Genomic DNA, 16,370 nt, shown 5'->3' with positions numbered 1-16,370 from the left:
ATATGTTTAAGATATCACCTCTTTTAAATGGATTGAAAAAAATAGAAATACTTACCATTTTAGCAATGATAGTTTCGCTATCAAATTTTGCCCAAACGGAAAATGTATTTACAAACGAGGTAAAAGATATCACCGTTAAATATGACAGTATTTGGGACTCTAGCAAGGAGACCATTGTTTTCACCGGTAGTTCAAGTGTACGGTTATGGCGAAAATTACAAGAAGAATTCCCCGAACATCAAATTGTAAATAGTGGTTTTGGGGGTTCGCAAGCATCAGATCTGTTGTTTTTTATAGATGAATTAATATTATCCTACAATCCTAAAAAAGTATTTATCTACGAGGGCGACAATGACTTATGGGCAAAAAAAAGTCCTACAGACGTTCTTAGTACCACCACAGAGATCATCCGTCGAATAAAAGCAAAAAATGCATCCACACAGGTTATTTTAATATCGGCAAAACCAAGTATAAGTAGATGGAAAATCAGAAATAAATATAAAAGGTTAAATAGAAAAATGGATCGTTTTACCAAAAACGACCCTAACCTATTTTACGTAGACGTTTGGGAACCTATGTTGAACAAAAAAAAGCTTAAAACCGATATATTTATTGAAGACGGACTTCATATGAACCAAAAAGGTTACGATATTTGGTATGAAGCCATGAAAGATTTAGTAAACCAACCTTAAGCAATTAACATGATAAAGACCTTTTGTATTCGAAGTCTATTTTTTACAAGCTTAGCAATACTACTCCTAGCTTGTACCGAAGAAAAAAAAGAACGCATTGTAATGCCTACTACAGATTTGTCTAAAGCCAGTCTAATACCAAAGCCTTTAAAAACTATTCCTACTAATTCCGCTTTTGCTTTAGATCAGTTTACAGCTATCTACACCTCTAAAAATGCTACTGGTTTTGAAGAAGTAGGTACATTTTTAGCCGATAAATTAAAAGACAAAATAAATCTGACCATCCCGGTGAATAGTGAAGGCGCTAATACCGTAGAACGAGTTATTTATATCAATCAAAGCGATAGTACAGATTTAGCCTCACCTGAAGCATATCAACTATACATAAATCAAGATTCCATCATCATTAACTCCAATACAGCTGAAGGAGCTTTTAGAGGTATACAAACATTAAGACAATTAGTTCCTTTAAAAAGCAACGACACCTTGGCAACCCAGAAAATATGGGCTGTGCCCTCTGGCAAGATAATTGACAGCCCTAATTTTGAATTTAGGGGTTCAATGTTAGATGTTGCCAGGCACTTTTTTAGTGTGGATGACGTAAAAAAATACATTGATCTTTTAGCTTACTATAAAATTAATGTACTTCACCTGCACCTAACCGATGATCAAGGCTGGAGAATAGAAATTAAATCATGGCCTAAACTAACAGAAATTGGAGGTAAGACTGAAGTTGGCGGTGAATCTGGCGGATTCTACACGCAAGAAGATTATAAAGAAATAGTAAGATATGCTGCAGAAAGATATATGACCATTATTCCTGAGTTTGATATGCCAGGACATACCAATGCGGCATCACTATCCTACTCATTTTTAAATGGAAATGGCAAGAAACTAAAACCATATGAAGGTACGCATGTAGGCTTTAGTACCTTTAATACTCATAAAGATACAACCTACGCTTTCATTGATGATGTTGTTAGGGAAATAGCAGCAATAACTCCCGGTCCTTATTTTCATGTTGGAGGAGATGAAAGCCACGTTACTAAAAAGAAAGACTACATCTACTTCATCAATAAAGTTGAAAAAATAGTTCAGAAGCATGGTAAACGCATGATCGGTTGGGACGAAATTGCAATCGCAAATGTAGATTCAACTTCAATTTCTCAATGGTGGGCAAGTGAAGAGAATGCAAAAAAAGCAGTGGATAAAGGAATGCAAATTATTGTCTCTCCGGCTAAAAAAGCATACCTAGACATGGAATATGACACCTTATCTAAATTTGGACTTCACTGGGCAGCTTATATACCTGTAGATACCGCATACATTTGGACTCCTGAAGAATATGGTATACCAATGGAAAATATTTTAGGAATAGAAGCTCCTCTTTGGTCTGAAACCATTAGTAACATAGATGAATTAGAGTATCTAGCATTCCCAAGAATTATCGGTTATTCTGAATTAAGCTGGAGTATTAAAGAAAATAGAGATTGGGAAAATTACAAAGTAAGATTAGCAGACCAAGCTCCATTCCTTGATAGAATGGATGTAAAGTATTACCCTTCTAAATTGATAGATTGGAAGAAAAGTGATTACACTTACAAGACCATAACAAAAGACTAACTAATTATTCACCCTAACAAAAAGCCTTGATTTTTTTTAATCAAGGCTTTTTACTTACAACTCAATTTTTTTCGATTTTAACTTAGCCAAAACAGTATTTAAATGTTGAAAATTTATAGGCTTTTCTAAATACTCAACAATATTATGATAACCATCTGCCTTTAATTTATCATCACCTCTAAAGGACGATGTAGTTATAACAACAGGAATATCTGAACATAGATTCAATGCGTTTACCTTATCAAGAAAATCCCATCCGTCCAAAACAGGCATATTGATATCTAGTAAAATTATATCTGGACAAGCATTGGTTTTTAAATAATCTAGTCCTAGTTGACCGTTTAAGGCAATTGTAATGTTTTTATATCCAAATTTCTCTAGGTTTGTTTTAGCGATAAAATTTGTTACCTCATCGTCTTCAATTATTAATATTCGTATCATTTTATGGGGGTTTTAATTATGGTTTTGATTATTTATTTTAAAAAAATATGATAAACTCGGTTCCTTTATTTACTTGACTTTTGACATCAATTGATCCGCCGTTTTCGCTAATAATAAGTTTCATGATATATAGCGCGACACCCAAACCATCAACATGGGTATGTAGACGCTTAAATATGTCAAAAATTTTCTCAGAAAAATCCTGGTCAAATCCTAGTCCGTTATCTTTGAATGACAATCTAACTCTGCCATTGACTTCTTTTGTTTCAATTTTTATACTTAGTTTTCTCTTAGGATGCCTGTAAAGGAGAGCATTTGAAATAAGGGTCTGAAGAACAGTCTCTAACTGCAACTTGTTATAATCAATTGAAGGACATGCTGAGTAATCTTCTTTTATAATTGTTCTACCTTTTATAATTTCTTTAGAATAGCTAGTTTTTAATTTACTTATAACATCTGAAAATTCTAATGATGTTTTAGCTGATCCAAAATTGGATTTTGTAGCAATTACCATATTTAAGGCGGTAATTTTATCGCACATTACTTTGGTGACCACATTCATTTTTTCAACGATAGGCATAACTTCGTTATCGGGAAGGTTAGATTCTAAAGCCATTCGCAATAGACTCTTTAAATTAGTAAGAGGAGCTCTAAGATCATGCGCAGCTACGTAAGAAAAATCTTCTAACTCTTGATTTTTCTTTTTCAAATTTTCATTCACTTCCATTAATGAAGTCTTGGTACTTTTTAACTTTTGTACAGTATCAATTACATTGGTTACATCAAGTGTTGTAATCCCTAAATAATCTCCAATTTTAAATGCCCTTGACATAAAGGTATATTCTGAAAATTCACCCTTAAAAAACAATTCGTCAAAACCAATTGCCACACCTGTTTCTATAACATTTTTATAATCTTCATAGCGCTCTGTACCCTCTAAATATGGGAATATATCAAGGATATTTTTACCAATAAAATTTTCTTTTGCAATACCAATAGTATCTACACTAGCTTGGTTTACATCAACAAAATTCATATCTCTATCTAAAATCACGAAAGGCGAATATGCATTTTCAAAAAAAGCACTTTTCAATTCACAATTAATTTCAAAATCATTCGTATTCATATTCATCAAATTTTGTTTAGGCTATTTAGCTATACCGCAAATTTGCAGTATTTAATATCTTATTTCTATTGATATCAGTTGCATAAAGGAAAGGTATAGATGAACAGCAAAAAACTGTAGATGAACGGCTTACATGATAAATTAGATTTGACTGATTTTAAACATTTGAACAAAAAAAAAGCCCATAAAGGGCTTTTTACATTTATAATATAAAAGTTTGGACTATTCCTCTTCAGAAGCTTCTTCGCTTGCAACCTCTTCACTGGAAAAATCTGTGATCTTATTTTCTGTTAGAATGTTATACCATTGAATAACTTTCTTGATATCACTAACATAAACACGGTCTTCGTCATAGTTAGGGAGTACTTCAAAGAAATACTCTTCTAATTTTATTTTTTCTTCTTTATGGCCAATAGAAGTTTTACCACCATTTTCCTTCTCTTGTATTTTTTTGAATACATCTCTTAAAGGTACTTCTTCCTCAAGAGTATAAATAGCTATTTCAGACAATACACTTACGCTACTACGTAAACTTACTGTTATTCTTTTTCCATCTAACAAAGACTCCGCTACAAAACCTGTTCTGGTTTGGGTAATTAATTTATACAAACCTGGTTTTCCCGCAACGGATAAAATTTTCTCTAACCCCATAAACTATTTTAAAATTTTCAGTGGACAAATATTACACTTTTCTATTAATAATAAAGGCATTTTAACGTCCTTTTTTCATCGCAGGAAATTTCATACGATAGTCTACGTTTATCTTTCCTTTAGATATATTGGTTAATCTTCCCTTTAACATTCTCTTTTTTAAAGCTGATAATTTATCAGTAAACAACACACCTTCTATGTGGTCGTATTCATGTTGAATAACGCGAGCCAAAAGACCATCAAAAGTTTCTTCTTGCTCTTTAAAATTCTCATCTAAATAGGTGATTCTTATAGTACCTTTTCTACTCACATCTTCCCGAACATCCGGTATACTAAGGCAACCCTCATTAAATGCCCATTCATCCCCAGTTTCCTCTTCAATGGTAGCATTGATAAAAACTCGTTTAAATCCGTCTAATTGTTTTTGCTCATCTTCAGTTAAATCCTCATCACCTGAAAAAGGTGTAGTATCAACTAAAAATATACGAATTGGCAGCCCTATTTGTGGAGCAGCAAGACCTACCCCACTAGCATTATACATGGTTTCCCACATGTTAGCAATCAAATCATTCAGCTTTGGATAATCTTTATCGATATCATCCGCTACTTTCCTTAATACGGGGTCACCGTATGCAATAATGGGTAAAATCATTTATACTGTTTTTAAAAAATCTTGTAAAATAATAGTTGCACTGATTTCATCAATAAGTGCCTTGTTCTTTCTTTGTTTCTTCTTTAAACCGCTATCCAACATAGTCTGAAAAGCCATTTTAGATGTAAAACGTTCATCATGCCTTTTAATAGGAATTGTTGGGAACGTCTCTGCCAACTTTACTAAAAATGGTGCAATATGTACTTCAGATTCAGAAGCGGTATTATCCATTTGCTTGGGTTCACCTACCACTATTACATCCACATTTTCACGAGGTATATAGTCAGATAAATAGGTGAAGATTTCTGGAGTATTGACCGTAGTTAAACCAAATGCTATCATTTTCATATCATCGGTTACTGCAAGCCCAATACGCTTTTCTCCATAATCAATTGCAAGAATTTTTCCCAAACTTAATTTTTGGCAAAAATAAAGGATAATTTGTTATATGTGCTGTTGCGCTCGGGTAATTACTGTACTTCAACTTATATTTGAGGAAATTTTATGAAAATGACAGAATTAAGAGCACAAATAGAAAAAGCATGGGAAAATAGAGACCTTTTAAAAGAGTCTGCTACCCAAGATAGTATTAGAGAGGTGGTAAACCTTTTAGATTTAGGAAAGTTGAGATGTGCAGAACCAACAGCAGACGGATGGCAAATTAATGAATGGGTGAAGAAAGCGGTAGTTATGTATTTCCCTATTCAAAAAATGGAAACCTTAGAAGCTGGTATTTTTGAGTACCACGATAAAATGCCGTTGAAAAGAGGGTATAAAGAAAAAGGAATTCGGGTAGTACCAAATGCAGTTGCAAGACATGGTGCCTATATTTCTGCAGGTACTATATTAATGCCAAGTTATGTAAATATTGGTGCATATGTTGATGAAGGCACTATGGTAGATACTTGGGCAACAGTTGGTAGCTGTGCACAAATTGGTAAAAACGTACACTTAAGCGGTGGTGTTGGTATTGGTGGTGTTCTAGAACCATTACAGGCTTCACCAGTTATAATAGAAGACGGTGCTTTTATTGGTTCTCGTTGTATAGTAGTTGAAGGTGTCAGAGTTGAAAAAGAAGCTGTATTAGGTGCTAATGTTGTTTTAACAATGAGTACCAAAATTATTGACGTTACAGGAGAAACACCAGTTGAAACAAAAGGTGTTGTACCCGCACGTTCAGTTGTAATACCTGGTAGTTACACTAAAAAATTCCCAGCTGGTGAATTTCAAGTACCGTGCGCATTAATAATCGGAAAAAGAAAAGAAAGCACGAACAAAAAGACATCATTGAACGATGCACTTAGAGAGTATGATGTTGCAGTTTAATGGATAATTATATTTAATTTCCATTTTTAATTAAAATTATATTTGTGGCGGGAAATAAATTCTTAGTAATTCAGCAGAAAATGATTGGCGATGTACTAAATAGTACGCTAATCTGTGAACATCTAAAAATTCATTTCCCAGATGCCACTATACACTATGTAATCTACGAACATACGTTGCCTGTAGTTGATGGCAATCCTTTTATTGATAAAATTATACTTTTTAAAAAGGAGTATAAGAAAAGTAAAAGCAAATTCTATAAATTCCTCAAGGAGTTTAAACAGGAAGAATATACAGCAGTAATTGATGTATATTGTAAAACCGAAAGCAATTTAATAAGCTATTTTTCTAAAGCAAAAACTAAAATTTCATACGAAAAATGGTATTCAAAATTCATATATACAGACCTATTTACCTATTCTAAATCTACTACTACTGAATTGGGTTTAGCTGTTGAAAATAGATTGCTATTATTAACACCGTTAATCGACAAATTAAAGCAGGAGAATTTAGCTCCAAAAATCTTTTTAAGAGAAGAAGAATTAACTAAGGCTAAAGACATTTTAATAAAGTCAGGTATAGATTTATCCAAACCAATACTTATGGTTGGTATTAAAGGTAGTAGTGATGACAAGAGCTATCCTTTAAAATATCTCGCTGAATTAATCGATGAAATTACAAGTCTCAAAAATATAAATGTACTTCTGAATTATACACCTGATCAAAAAACAAGTGTTCAAGAACTATTAGGTTATTGTTCAGAAAATTCTAAAAAATGCATACATGAGGATATTTTCTGTAATTCACTAAGAGATTTTTTAGCACTATTAAAACAGTGTAATGGATATTTTGGAAATGAAGGTGGAGCCTCAAATATGTCTAAAGCTTTGGGTGTTCCAAATTTTGCGATTTTCTCACCTTGGATATCTAAAGAAGCTTGGTTTACCTATCATAGCGACCAAAAAAATTGGGCAGTTCATCTTAATGATTTCAAACCTGAATTATTAGAGAAGAAAAATAAAAAAGAAAAGAAAGAAAATGTCAAATCACTATATCAAGAATTCACCCCAGATCTTTTTAAAGATAAAGTAAGAGCTTATATTGAATCACAAATATTCTAACCTCTATTCATTGTCAACACATTAACCAGTCCTGTTTTTTACTGCTTATTTCACAATCTACACTATATTCCTTGCGGTTATGATAAAATGTAAGAATTTTTATAAAATTAAACGCAACCATTCCAAAATACGCACTCTTATAGACTGAACTATGCTATAACACTGGATTTCAATTATGTAAGAAATTTACTTCTTAACACAATTTTTTAATTCTTTTTTTGTTATAACTTTGTTCGCTCCGATTAGAGCAAACCTATCAAATTGGATTGTATGATTACCAAAAAAGAAGAACTTACCGCATTAGTAATTACGTATAACGAAATTGGCTACATTGAAAAGTGTATAGAGTCTGTTTCTTTTGCCGATGAAATTATTGTGGTTGATTCTTTTAGTACAGACGGAACCTATGAATATTTAAAAGGTAACCCTAAAGTAAAAGTCATTCAGAATCCGTTTGAAAATTTTACCGCTCAAAAATCTTTTGCCTTAAAACAAGCTAAAAACGACTGGGTTTTATTTTTAGATGCCGATGAAATTGTTTCTGACGCTTTACAAAAAGAAATTACAAAAACAGTATCCAGTGATACTGAAATAGCTGCATTCTGGTTTTACCGCCAGTTTATGTTTAAAAATGAAAAATTAAATTTCAGCGGATGGCAAACTGATAAAAACTACCGACTTTTTAGAAAAAGCAAAGCTGTATTTTCCGATTGCAAGATTGTTCATGAAACATTGGATGTTGATGGTACATCTGGTATTCTAAAAGAAAAATTGACGCATTACTGCTACAAGAACTATGAAGACTATAAAGGTAAGATGTTGAAATATGGCCGTTTAAAGGCTATTGAATCATTTTACAAAGAAAAGAAGTTCAGTTATGCAATGATGGTTGTTAAGACTGGCTGGAAGTTTTTTAACCACTACATCTTACGTCTTGGTATACTTGATGGCAAAAAAGGCTTTACCATTTGCTATTTAAATTCATTGGGCGTTTTAGAACGTTACAAGGAACTTAAGAGGTTGGAACAAAAAAATGAATTAGCCTATTATTTGGTTATGCCATAGTGCGTCCACACACTTTTTTCCTTTTTAGTAGCATTTCTTATTCCCACATTCTTTGCAATGGACTCTGGTGTCTTGTACCCTCTTTTATGATCTAGATGCACACAAACAGCACTATATCGCAACTGCTTAGACTTTAGTCCAAAATTGAACAAACGTTCTCCTAGCTCTCTATCTTGACCGCCATATTGCATGCGCTCATCAAACCCGTTTACATTTTCAATATCTTTTTTCCACCCAGAAGAGTTATGTCCGTTCCAACTTGCATTGGTAGGGGTAATCCAATTCAATACTTTAGAAATTATACCACGTGCCGTTAATTTATTATTCTTAAAGGTTTGCGGTATTCCTTTTTCCTTTAACCATTGAATATTAAAACAACGTTGATTTTCTATATCATCTAACGTAATCATTTTGGATATGTTCATTGGCAGCATATAATATCCACCAGAAATAAAGTAACCTGGCTCTTTGTTGATATAATGCACCTGAACAAAATCTTCACGAGGTATGCAATCACCATCTGTCATGATAATATAATCAGCCCTACATGCAGAAACCGCCTTGTTCAATATCCTAGATTTTTGAAAGCCATCATCTTCTTGCCAAACATGTACAATTGGGTAATGAACCTTCTCTGCCATCTCTGCAAGTAATTCTTTTGTAGGTGACTTTGATCCATCATCAGCAATGACAACCTCAAAGTCTTTGAATATTTGCTGCTCAAAGCCCCAAAGTACCTTCTTCAACCACTCTTCGGCATTATATGTACTTACTACGATACTTATTTTAGGAATCTCCATGCTAGGTTTCAAATTACTGCAAAAATATAAAACTCTTATCTATCTTTGAGCCAGAAAAGACGGTCTCTTAATAAAGGACAAATTACAGCATTGTAAAATGAAGTTAAAAGAAATACCTGTATCAATTTACAATTCGGCTAAACTTTTAGCTCTTTCTTCAAAGAACATGGCGTCTAAAACCAAGTTAGAAATACCAGCTATAGTCTCTTTAACATCCATTCCCTCAAGGTTAGGCACATTACATTTAACAATTAGAAGCCTTTTAAATCAAGATGTTAGACCAAAGAAAATTGTTTTGTGGTTACATTATTCTTTAAAAAATGAAATCCCAAAAAAACTTGCCAAGCTAGAAAGTAGTTTGTTTGAAATCATGTATTCAGATTTAACCTGTTCACATAGAAAGCTTATTCATAGTATAGAGCTTTTTCCTAATGATATCATTATTACATGTGATGATGACATGATTTACAGAACCAACTGGCTTCGCTTATTATTTGAAGAACACAAATCCAACCCCAATAAGATTATAGCAAACCAGACAAGGTATATCACCTATAACAAAATAGGAGAGTTACAATCATATAAGAATTGGAAATATGATAAAAACTTAAAGTTTAAAGAAGCTGCCGTTATACCTATTGGTGCAGAGGGGGTTTTGTACCCACCAAAATCACTTTCAGAAAAAGTTTCCAATGCTGAATTATTTTTAGAATTAGCCCCAAAAGCAGATGACTTATGGTTTAAGGCAATGGCACTTATTGCAGAAACAAATGCTGTACAGGCAAAGGAAAAGGCGAAAACACCAATTCCTATAATAGGTTCTCAGAAACAGTCCCTTAAAAAATCAAATATTAGTGGTGACAAGAATAAAACACAATGGTTGGCGATAACCACTCATTTCAATATAGAACCAGATACTTTTCTATAATATCAGTAAAATAGACATGACAGAAGAAATCAACAAATGCATAGAAGTTTTAGAAAATGGCGGACTCATACTCTACCCTACAGATACGGTCTGGGGTATTGGTTGTGATGCTACCAATGAAAAAGCAGTTGAAAAAGTATATCAGTTAAAACAACGTAATGATAGTAAGGCCTTAATATGTTTGGTTGCCAATGATGCCATGCTAGAGAAACATATAGAGAAAGTATCTGACCTTGCCTATGATATTATTGACCTATCTACAAAACCAACCACCATTATTTTTGATAATCCCCGTGGAGTTGCTAAAAACTTGATAGCAGCAGATAATACTTTGGCCATTAGAGTGGCATCAGATAAGTTTTGTAAATACATGATCGGCAAGTTAAAAAAGCCAATTGTATCTACTTCTGCCAACATTTCTGGTCAGAGTACTCCAAAATCTTTCCAAAATATAGATTCAGCCATTTTAAAAGGTGTAGACTATGTGGTAAATTTGCATCGTGAGAAACAGAATAGCTCCGCCTCATCAATTATTAGATTAGCTAATGACGGTACGGTGAAGATTATTCGAGATTAAGAACATGCAAGAGAGCTATACAGACGCTTTAAACAATCCAATTTTCAAAATTATTTCGGAAGCTGCAGAAGAACTTTCTGTAGATTGTTATGTTATTGGTGGTTTCGTCAGAGACTATTTCTTAAAACGTAACATACCAAAAGATATAGATGTGGTTGCAATTGGCAGCGGAATTAAACTTGCCGAAAAAGTTGCTTCTAAATTAAAAGGTAAACCACAAGTTTCCGTTTTCAAAAATTTTGGTACCGCCATGATCAAAAGTGATGGTATTGAACTTGAATTTGTTGGTGCACGTAAAGAAAGTTACAATAGAGATAGCCGCAAACCTATTGTTGAAGATGGCACTTTAGAAGATGATCAAAAAAGAAGGGATTTCACCATAAATGCCTTGGCGCTTTCTTTGAACAAATCGAATTACGGAGCCCTTCTTGACCCTTTTGGAGGTATTGCTGACTTAGAGAGCAAGATTATTAAAACTCCGCTAGAACCAGGCATTACCTATTCAGATGACCCTTTACGTATGATGAGGGCCATTCGTTTTGCTACACAATTAGATTTTCAAATAGCACTACCCTCTTTACAGGCCATTACAGAAAATAAAGACCGTTTAAAAATTGTTTCCAATGAACGAATATTAGACGAACTTCATAAAATTATGTTGTGTAAAAAACCTTCTTTAGGTTTTTCATTACTACATAAAACGGAATTACTTGAACTTATTCTTCCTGAGCTTACCGCATTACAGGGCATAGAAGAAATTGAAGGGCAAAAACATAAAGATAACTTTTGGCATACATTAGAAGTAGTAGATAATATATCTGAAGCTACAGATGACCTTTGGTTACGCTGGGCTGCTTTGTTACATGATATAGGTAAAGCACCTACCAAAAGGTTCCATAAAAAAATTGGATGGACATTTCATGGTCATGAATTTGTAGGATCAAAAATGGTCTTTAAATTGTTCAAACGTTTACGTATGCCATTGAACGAGAAGATGAAATTCGTTCAAAAGATGGTATTGATGAGTTCAAGACCAATTATACTATCTGAAGATTATGTTACGGATTCTGCTGTACGTAGATTGGTTTTTGATGCCGGTGATAATGTAGAAGACTTAATGACTTTATGTGAAGCGGATATCACTACCAAAAATCCGAAGAAGCAGCGTAAATACCACCAAAATTTTAAAGTTGTTCGCCGAAAAATTGAAGAAGTAGAAGCTCGTGATCACGTTAGAAACTTTCAACCGCCTATTAGTGGTGAAGAAATAATGGAAACTTTTGCGCTAAAACCTTCCAAGGAAATAGGTATTATTAAGGAAGCAATCAAAGAAGCCATTTTAGAGGGCGAAATACCAAATGAATATAAAGCGGCTCAAGAATTTATGTATCTTAAGGGTGCAGAATTGGGTCTACAGAGTACAAAATAGAATGGATATTATTTATGGATATTACATTTAGAAAAATTGCCAAAACATCTTTGGTATTAGTTTATTTAGTGATTGTCGCAGGTGCCGTAGTTAGAATGACCGGTAGTGGAATGGGTTGCCCAGATTGGCCCAAATGTTTTGGTTACTATATACCACCTACAGAGGTAACCGAAATACAATGGCAACCGGACCGATTATTTGAAAAAGGTCAAGTAATTATCTATCGGGAAACGCTACAGGTTTCAAAAGAATCATTTACTACAAAAGATTCTTTTAATGAAGCTAATTGGGAGCCTTACACAAAACATGACTACGCTGAATTTAACCCATGGCACACTTGGATAGAATATATAAATAGGCTTTTTGGTGCCTTAGCAGGTCTTGCAACCCTACTACTTGCAATTATGTCTATTAAATTCTGGAAAAAGAAAAAGCGCATACCAGTTTTGTCTTGGCTAGTGGTTGTAGGTATGGTTTTTCAAGCTTGGCTTGGAGCAACCGTAGTATATTCAGTTTTAGAACCGGCAAAAATTACGGTTCATATGTTAATGGCTTTGGTAATTGTAGCAATACTATTATACATTATATACTTGGCAAATAAAGAAAACAAGCGTATTAAGTATGATAAATTGGTATTGAATATTAGTATCATAGCGCTAGGCATGACCCTAGTACAAATTGCTATGGGAACACAAGTACGCCAATTTGTAGATGAACAAATAGACATTTACGGTTATGCCGCAAAAGGGAATTGGTTACAAGATCCTGAGTTATTATTTTACATTCACCGATCTTTTTCTATACTTATCATTTTAGTGAATTCTTTCTTGGCATATAGAATAACCAAGCTAGACCTTGGTCACTTTAAAGTCTACTGGGTCTTGTTTTTACTACTAGTGGTAGTATTTACCGGTGTAGCTATGAACTATTTAGATTTTCCTTTTGCTAGTCAGCCATTACACCTTGTCTTGGCTTCCATTCTATTCGGTGTTCAGTTCTACATACTTTTAGATGCATTAATGCCTAGAAAAGACTCCAAAACTTCGTAACTTTGCCGACCCGCAAAAATTAAGGTATGATTTATAAAATTCGTGTAATTCTAGACGCTGAAGAAGATATTTTCAGAGATTTAGAGATTGAGTCCCACAATTCATTAGAAGAGTTCCATAATGCAATTACTCAGGCATTTGGTTTTTTAGGTAATGAAATGGCGTCTTTTTATACATGTGATGAAGAATGGAAACAAGACGAGGAGATCGCACTTTTTGATATGAGCGAATCTGGTTCTGATGTACGTTTAATGAACGAGACCTTTCTAGAGGATATCATGACAGAAAACAACCCAAAATTGATCTACGTTTATGATTTCATGAACATGTGGACGTTTTTTGTTGAGCTTGCAGATATTCAAGAAAATGAAGATGGCCGTGCTTACCCTAATGTACTTTTTACATTTGGTGAACTACCTGAAACTCCTCCAGAGAAAAACTTTGAGGCAGAGAACAGTGCCTTTGATTTTGATGACACTTTTGATAATTACGACGATTTAGATTTCGATGAAAATTGGAACTAAATTTTAGCAAATAATATATTTTCGCTTACTAACCATTTAATTTAGAACATTTTATGATTAACCTATATGCTACCCAAATTGAAAGTATTTCTATACATAGAGTTGGTAATAAAAATAAAAATGAAGGGGTTTTTCTTTCAGAAGAACCATTTAGACTTAATGATGAAACTACCGGTTTACTAAAAGAATACTTCTTTAAACCTTTTAAGGAAAAAGAAGAAAACTACTATAAACTTACAAATGAAGTTGACGTTGAATTCAACGAATTGTTTAAGATTGTAAGTGAAGTTTTCGAAGACCCTTCTAAAGCTCATTTGAATTCTAAAAAAGTAGCTTCTTTATTATTTGAACAATCTAACCACCCACATATCAAAAGTGGTGAAGTATATGTTGCCTACCTATCTGGTTTACTTTTAGATAATAAAAAAGTAGACGCTATAGGAATATTTAAAAGCGAGTTAAAACATGATTTTATTCAGTTTGAAGAAAAGAACAGTAATTTAGATATTGTAATTCAACAAGGAATCAATATCAATAAATTAGATAAAGGTTGTTTAATTTTCAACGTAGAAAAAGAAGAAGGTTACAAGGTACTTTCTGTAGATAGTAATAAGTACGACACCAAGTATTGGATAGAAAACTTTTTAGGTGTTGAACCACTTTCAGATGACAACTTTAAAACAAAAAACTACTTGAAATTTTGTCAAGATTTTGCTAAAGAAGTTGTTTTACCAGCAGAAGATAAACAACAAGAGGTGTTATTCATGAACCGTGCAGTAAACCATTTTGCAAAAAATGATGCTTTTGAAGAGTCTACTTTTTTGAATGAGGTGATGGAGAATCCGGAGTTGATACCAGAGTTTAAGCACTACAAGACAGAGAAAGGACCTAAGTTTAGTATTGAAGATGTTTCTACTTTTGATATTGCCAACAAAGCGGTATCTGATGCTCGTAAGAAGATAAAGAACGTTATTAATTTGGATACCAATATTCAAATTAAAATGGATTTCATTAACCCTGAATCTGCAGAGAAATTTGTAGAAAAAGGATGGGATGAAGAAAGACAAATGTATTATTATTTGGTGTATTTCAACAAAGAGCAAAAGAGCTAGTATTTCATAAATTAACTGGCTATTAATAAACTAAAAGCCGATTATTTTCAAAAGAAAATAATCGGCTTTTTAATTAAAGGCTTTATTTGAACCCTAATTATTTACTTTAATATCCTGTTCTATAATCTGTTTCACACTAACATCTTCATAATTACGACGTACAAAATCTAACGCTAAATCTAGTACTTCACCCATTTTAGTGCATGTTTGAAATTTCATATCCATAGTAAGAACTTCTATTTCTTCTCTAAGCATTGCTATATTTTCTGGTGTAGAAATATCATCTATTTTACAGATAGCTCGTAATTTTTTAATTCTATTTCCTGAGCTTAAAATTCGTTTAGCGACCATAGAACGCTCTTCCAATTTATATTGATCAACAGAATCTCGTGTTAATTTACTACGCACCAGCTCTACCATTTTATAATTTTCTTTAAAAAACTGAGGTCTATAGACTTTTAGTTTACCTTCAAAACATTGTTGGTCAAAATCGATTGCTCGAATCTTATAAACCACATGGTCAAAATCATGAGTGGGTACAATGACATAGTTATATGAACGCATATCACCTAATAAACGAATCATACAACGTTCATTAAACTTTACAAATTCTTTAGCTAACTGTGCCTTTTCAGGCTCCGTGCATTTCGGCAGCATATCTTTAATAAACATATCCCCAGGTATACCGGCTATATGCTCCTCAATTAATGTATCCTTATAAACTAAAAAAGTCAAGTTATAAGGCGACAGCATATGCTCTAATTCCAAACCATAAATACGTGATGCATCGGTCTTTTTAATATAGAAATAAGTGAAGTTGTCATTTAAAATATTTCGAACCTTAATTCGAAAAGGTTTTGAATTACCAAATGTGCAAAAATCAACTGAATCGACATTTAAATATTTATGAATGTTATCTGTACCATCAGAGAGTAAAATAGAATAGACTTTTTTCAAACTCTCATCTATTTCCATTCTTTCAAATTCAGAGTAAAATACCCTTATCCAAAGTGTATCTACATCATTATCATCATACACCGCAACTGAGCCGGCAAAACGAAGAAGGTCATCATAAAATATAGGTATTTCTGTTTTACGGCTATAATTTTCCAAATAGCCATCTAAAGCCTCACTTACAGGGTAAGCAGGTTTTTTTTTAGACATTAATCGTTCTTCTGACATGCTTCAAATTTACTTACAAATTAATCATTTCACTTCAATAATTTTTATCAAGCATATAGAATTAACGCTTAC

18 protein-coding genes are annotated in these 16,370 nt (G+C 33.1%); 11 read left to right on the top strand and 7 right to left on the bottom strand.

What is annotated here, in order from left to right:
- The first annotated feature begins 2 nt into the window (after positions 1-2).
- Both UH1x_RS14315 and UH1x_RS14310 read left to right on the top strand, forming a co-directional pair.
- Complete coding sequence (locus tag UH1x_RS14315) at positions 3-692, top strand: SGNH/GDSL hydrolase family protein (RefSeq protein ID WP_482622475.1); 690 nt, start codon at positions 3-5, stop codon at positions 690-692.
- Positions 693-701: 9 nt separating this feature from the next.
- Positions 702-2,315: a family 20 glycosylhydrolase gene (locus UH1x_RS14310; RefSeq protein ID WP_482622473.1), complete on the top strand. Its 1,614-nt coding sequence runs from the start codon at positions 702-704 to the stop codon at positions 2,313-2,315.
- 54 nt (positions 2,316-2,369) lie between these two features.
- Here UH1x_RS14310 and UH1x_RS14305 read toward each other — a convergent pair whose 3' ends face one another.
- From UH1x_RS14305 to ruvX, 5 genes are all read right to left on the bottom strand, one after another.
- Positions 2,370-2,756 (bottom strand): response regulator, encoded by a 387-nt coding sequence (locus UH1x_RS14305; protein ID WP_482622471.1) that lies wholly within the window; start codon positions 2,754-2,756, stop codon positions 2,370-2,372.
- Between the two features lie 37 nt (positions 2,757-2,793).
- Positions 2,794-3,882 carry a sensor histidine kinase gene (locus tag UH1x_RS14300; RefSeq protein ID WP_482622470.1) on the bottom strand — a complete coding sequence of 363 codons (1,089 nt, stop codon included), beginning with the start codon at positions 3,880-3,882 and terminating at the stop codon, positions 2,794-2,796.
- Positions 3,883-4,104: 222 nt separating this feature from the next.
- Positions 4,105-4,533 carry a DUF5606 family protein gene (locus tag UH1x_RS14295; protein ID WP_276471970.1) on the bottom strand — a complete coding sequence of 143 codons (429 nt, stop codon included), beginning with the start codon at positions 4,531-4,533 and terminating at the stop codon, positions 4,105-4,107.
- Positions 4,534-4,594: 61 nt separating this feature from the next.
- Complete coding sequence (def, locus tag UH1x_RS14290; RefSeq protein WP_482622467.1) at positions 4,595-5,185, bottom strand: peptide deformylase; 591 nt, start codon at positions 5,183-5,185, stop codon at positions 4,595-4,597.
- Positions 5,186-5,596, bottom strand: coding sequence for a Holliday junction resolvase RuvX (gene ruvX, locus UH1x_RS14285; RefSeq protein WP_482622466.1), 411 nt, complete (start codon positions 5,594-5,596; stop codon positions 5,186-5,188). It lies immediately after the preceding gene.
- A gap of 99 nt (positions 5,597-5,695) precedes the next feature.
- On the opposite strand from ruvX, the gene UH1x_RS14280 reads away from it, so the two are divergent.
- From UH1x_RS14280 to UH1x_RS14270, 3 genes are all read left to right on the top strand, one after another.
- Positions 5,696-6,511 carry a 2,3,4,5-tetrahydropyridine-2,6-dicarboxylate N-succinyltransferase gene (locus UH1x_RS14280; protein WP_036152943.1) on the top strand — a complete coding sequence of 272 codons (816 nt, stop codon included), beginning with the start codon at positions 5,696-5,698 and terminating at the stop codon, positions 6,509-6,511.
- A 44-nt stretch (positions 6,512-6,555) separates the two neighbouring features.
- A complete protein-coding gene (locus UH1x_RS14275; RefSeq protein ID WP_482622464.1) occupies positions 6,556-7,632 on the top strand; it encodes a glycosyltransferase family 9 protein in 1,077 nt (358 codons plus the stop codon).
- A gap of 270 nt (positions 7,633-7,902) precedes the next feature.
- A complete protein-coding gene (locus UH1x_RS14270) occupies positions 7,903-8,697 on the top strand; it encodes a glycosyltransferase family 2 protein (RefSeq protein WP_482622462.1) in 795 nt (264 codons plus the stop codon).
- Here UH1x_RS14270 and UH1x_RS14265 read toward each other — a convergent pair.
- Complete coding sequence (locus UH1x_RS14265) at positions 8,679-9,497, bottom strand: glycosyltransferase family 2 protein (RefSeq protein ID WP_482622461.1); 819 nt, start codon at positions 9,495-9,497, stop codon at positions 8,679-8,681. The two genes, UH1x_RS14270 and UH1x_RS14265, sit on opposite strands and share 19 nt — an antisense overlap.
- Before the next feature lie 97 nt (positions 9,498-9,594).
- On the opposite strand from UH1x_RS14265, the gene UH1x_RS14260 reads away from it, so the two are divergent.
- The 6 genes from UH1x_RS14260 to UH1x_RS14235 are packed head-to-tail and all read left to right on the top strand — an operon-like array spanning position 9,595 to position 15,116.
- Positions 9,595-10,425, top strand: coding sequence for a glycosyltransferase family A protein (locus tag UH1x_RS14260; RefSeq protein ID WP_482622459.1), 831 nt, complete (start codon positions 9,595-9,597; stop codon positions 10,423-10,425).
- A gap of 16 nt (positions 10,426-10,441) precedes the next feature.
- Positions 10,442-11,002, top strand: a complete 561-nt coding sequence (locus UH1x_RS14255; protein ID WP_482622458.1) for an L-threonylcarbamoyladenylate synthase — start codon at positions 10,442-10,444, stop codon at positions 11,000-11,002.
- A gap of 4 nt (positions 11,003-11,006) precedes the next feature.
- Positions 11,007-12,431, top strand: coding sequence for a CCA tRNA nucleotidyltransferase (locus UH1x_RS14250; RefSeq protein ID WP_482622456.1), 1,425 nt, complete (start codon positions 11,007-11,009; stop codon positions 12,429-12,431).
- Positions 12,432-12,445: 14 nt separating this feature from the next.
- Entirely contained in the window at positions 12,446-13,480 is a 1,035-nt protein-coding gene (locus tag UH1x_RS14245; protein WP_482622455.1) for a COX15/CtaA family protein, read from the top strand.
- 26 nt (positions 13,481-13,506) lie between these two features.
- Positions 13,507-14,004 (top strand): IS1096 element passenger TnpR family protein, encoded by a 498-nt coding sequence (locus UH1x_RS14240; RefSeq protein ID WP_133672472.1) that lies wholly within the window; start codon positions 13,507-13,509, stop codon positions 14,002-14,004.
- Positions 14,005-14,057: 53 nt separating this feature from the next.
- Positions 14,058-15,116, top strand: coding sequence for a nucleoid-associated protein (locus UH1x_RS14235; protein ID WP_482622452.1), 1,059 nt, complete (start codon positions 14,058-14,060; stop codon positions 15,114-15,116).
- A 93-nt stretch (positions 15,117-15,209) separates the two neighbouring features.
- On the opposite strand, the gene UH1x_RS14230 is transcribed toward UH1x_RS14235, so the two are convergent.
- A complete protein-coding gene (locus UH1x_RS14230) occupies positions 15,210-16,298 on the bottom strand; it encodes a hypothetical protein (protein WP_299320287.1) in 1,089 nt (362 codons plus the stop codon).
- Positions 16,299-16,370: the final 72 nt, after the last annotated feature.

This window comes from Maribacter sp. UH1 (assembly GCF_056839145.1).
This window is presented reverse-complemented; position numbering and strand designations above follow the sequence as displayed.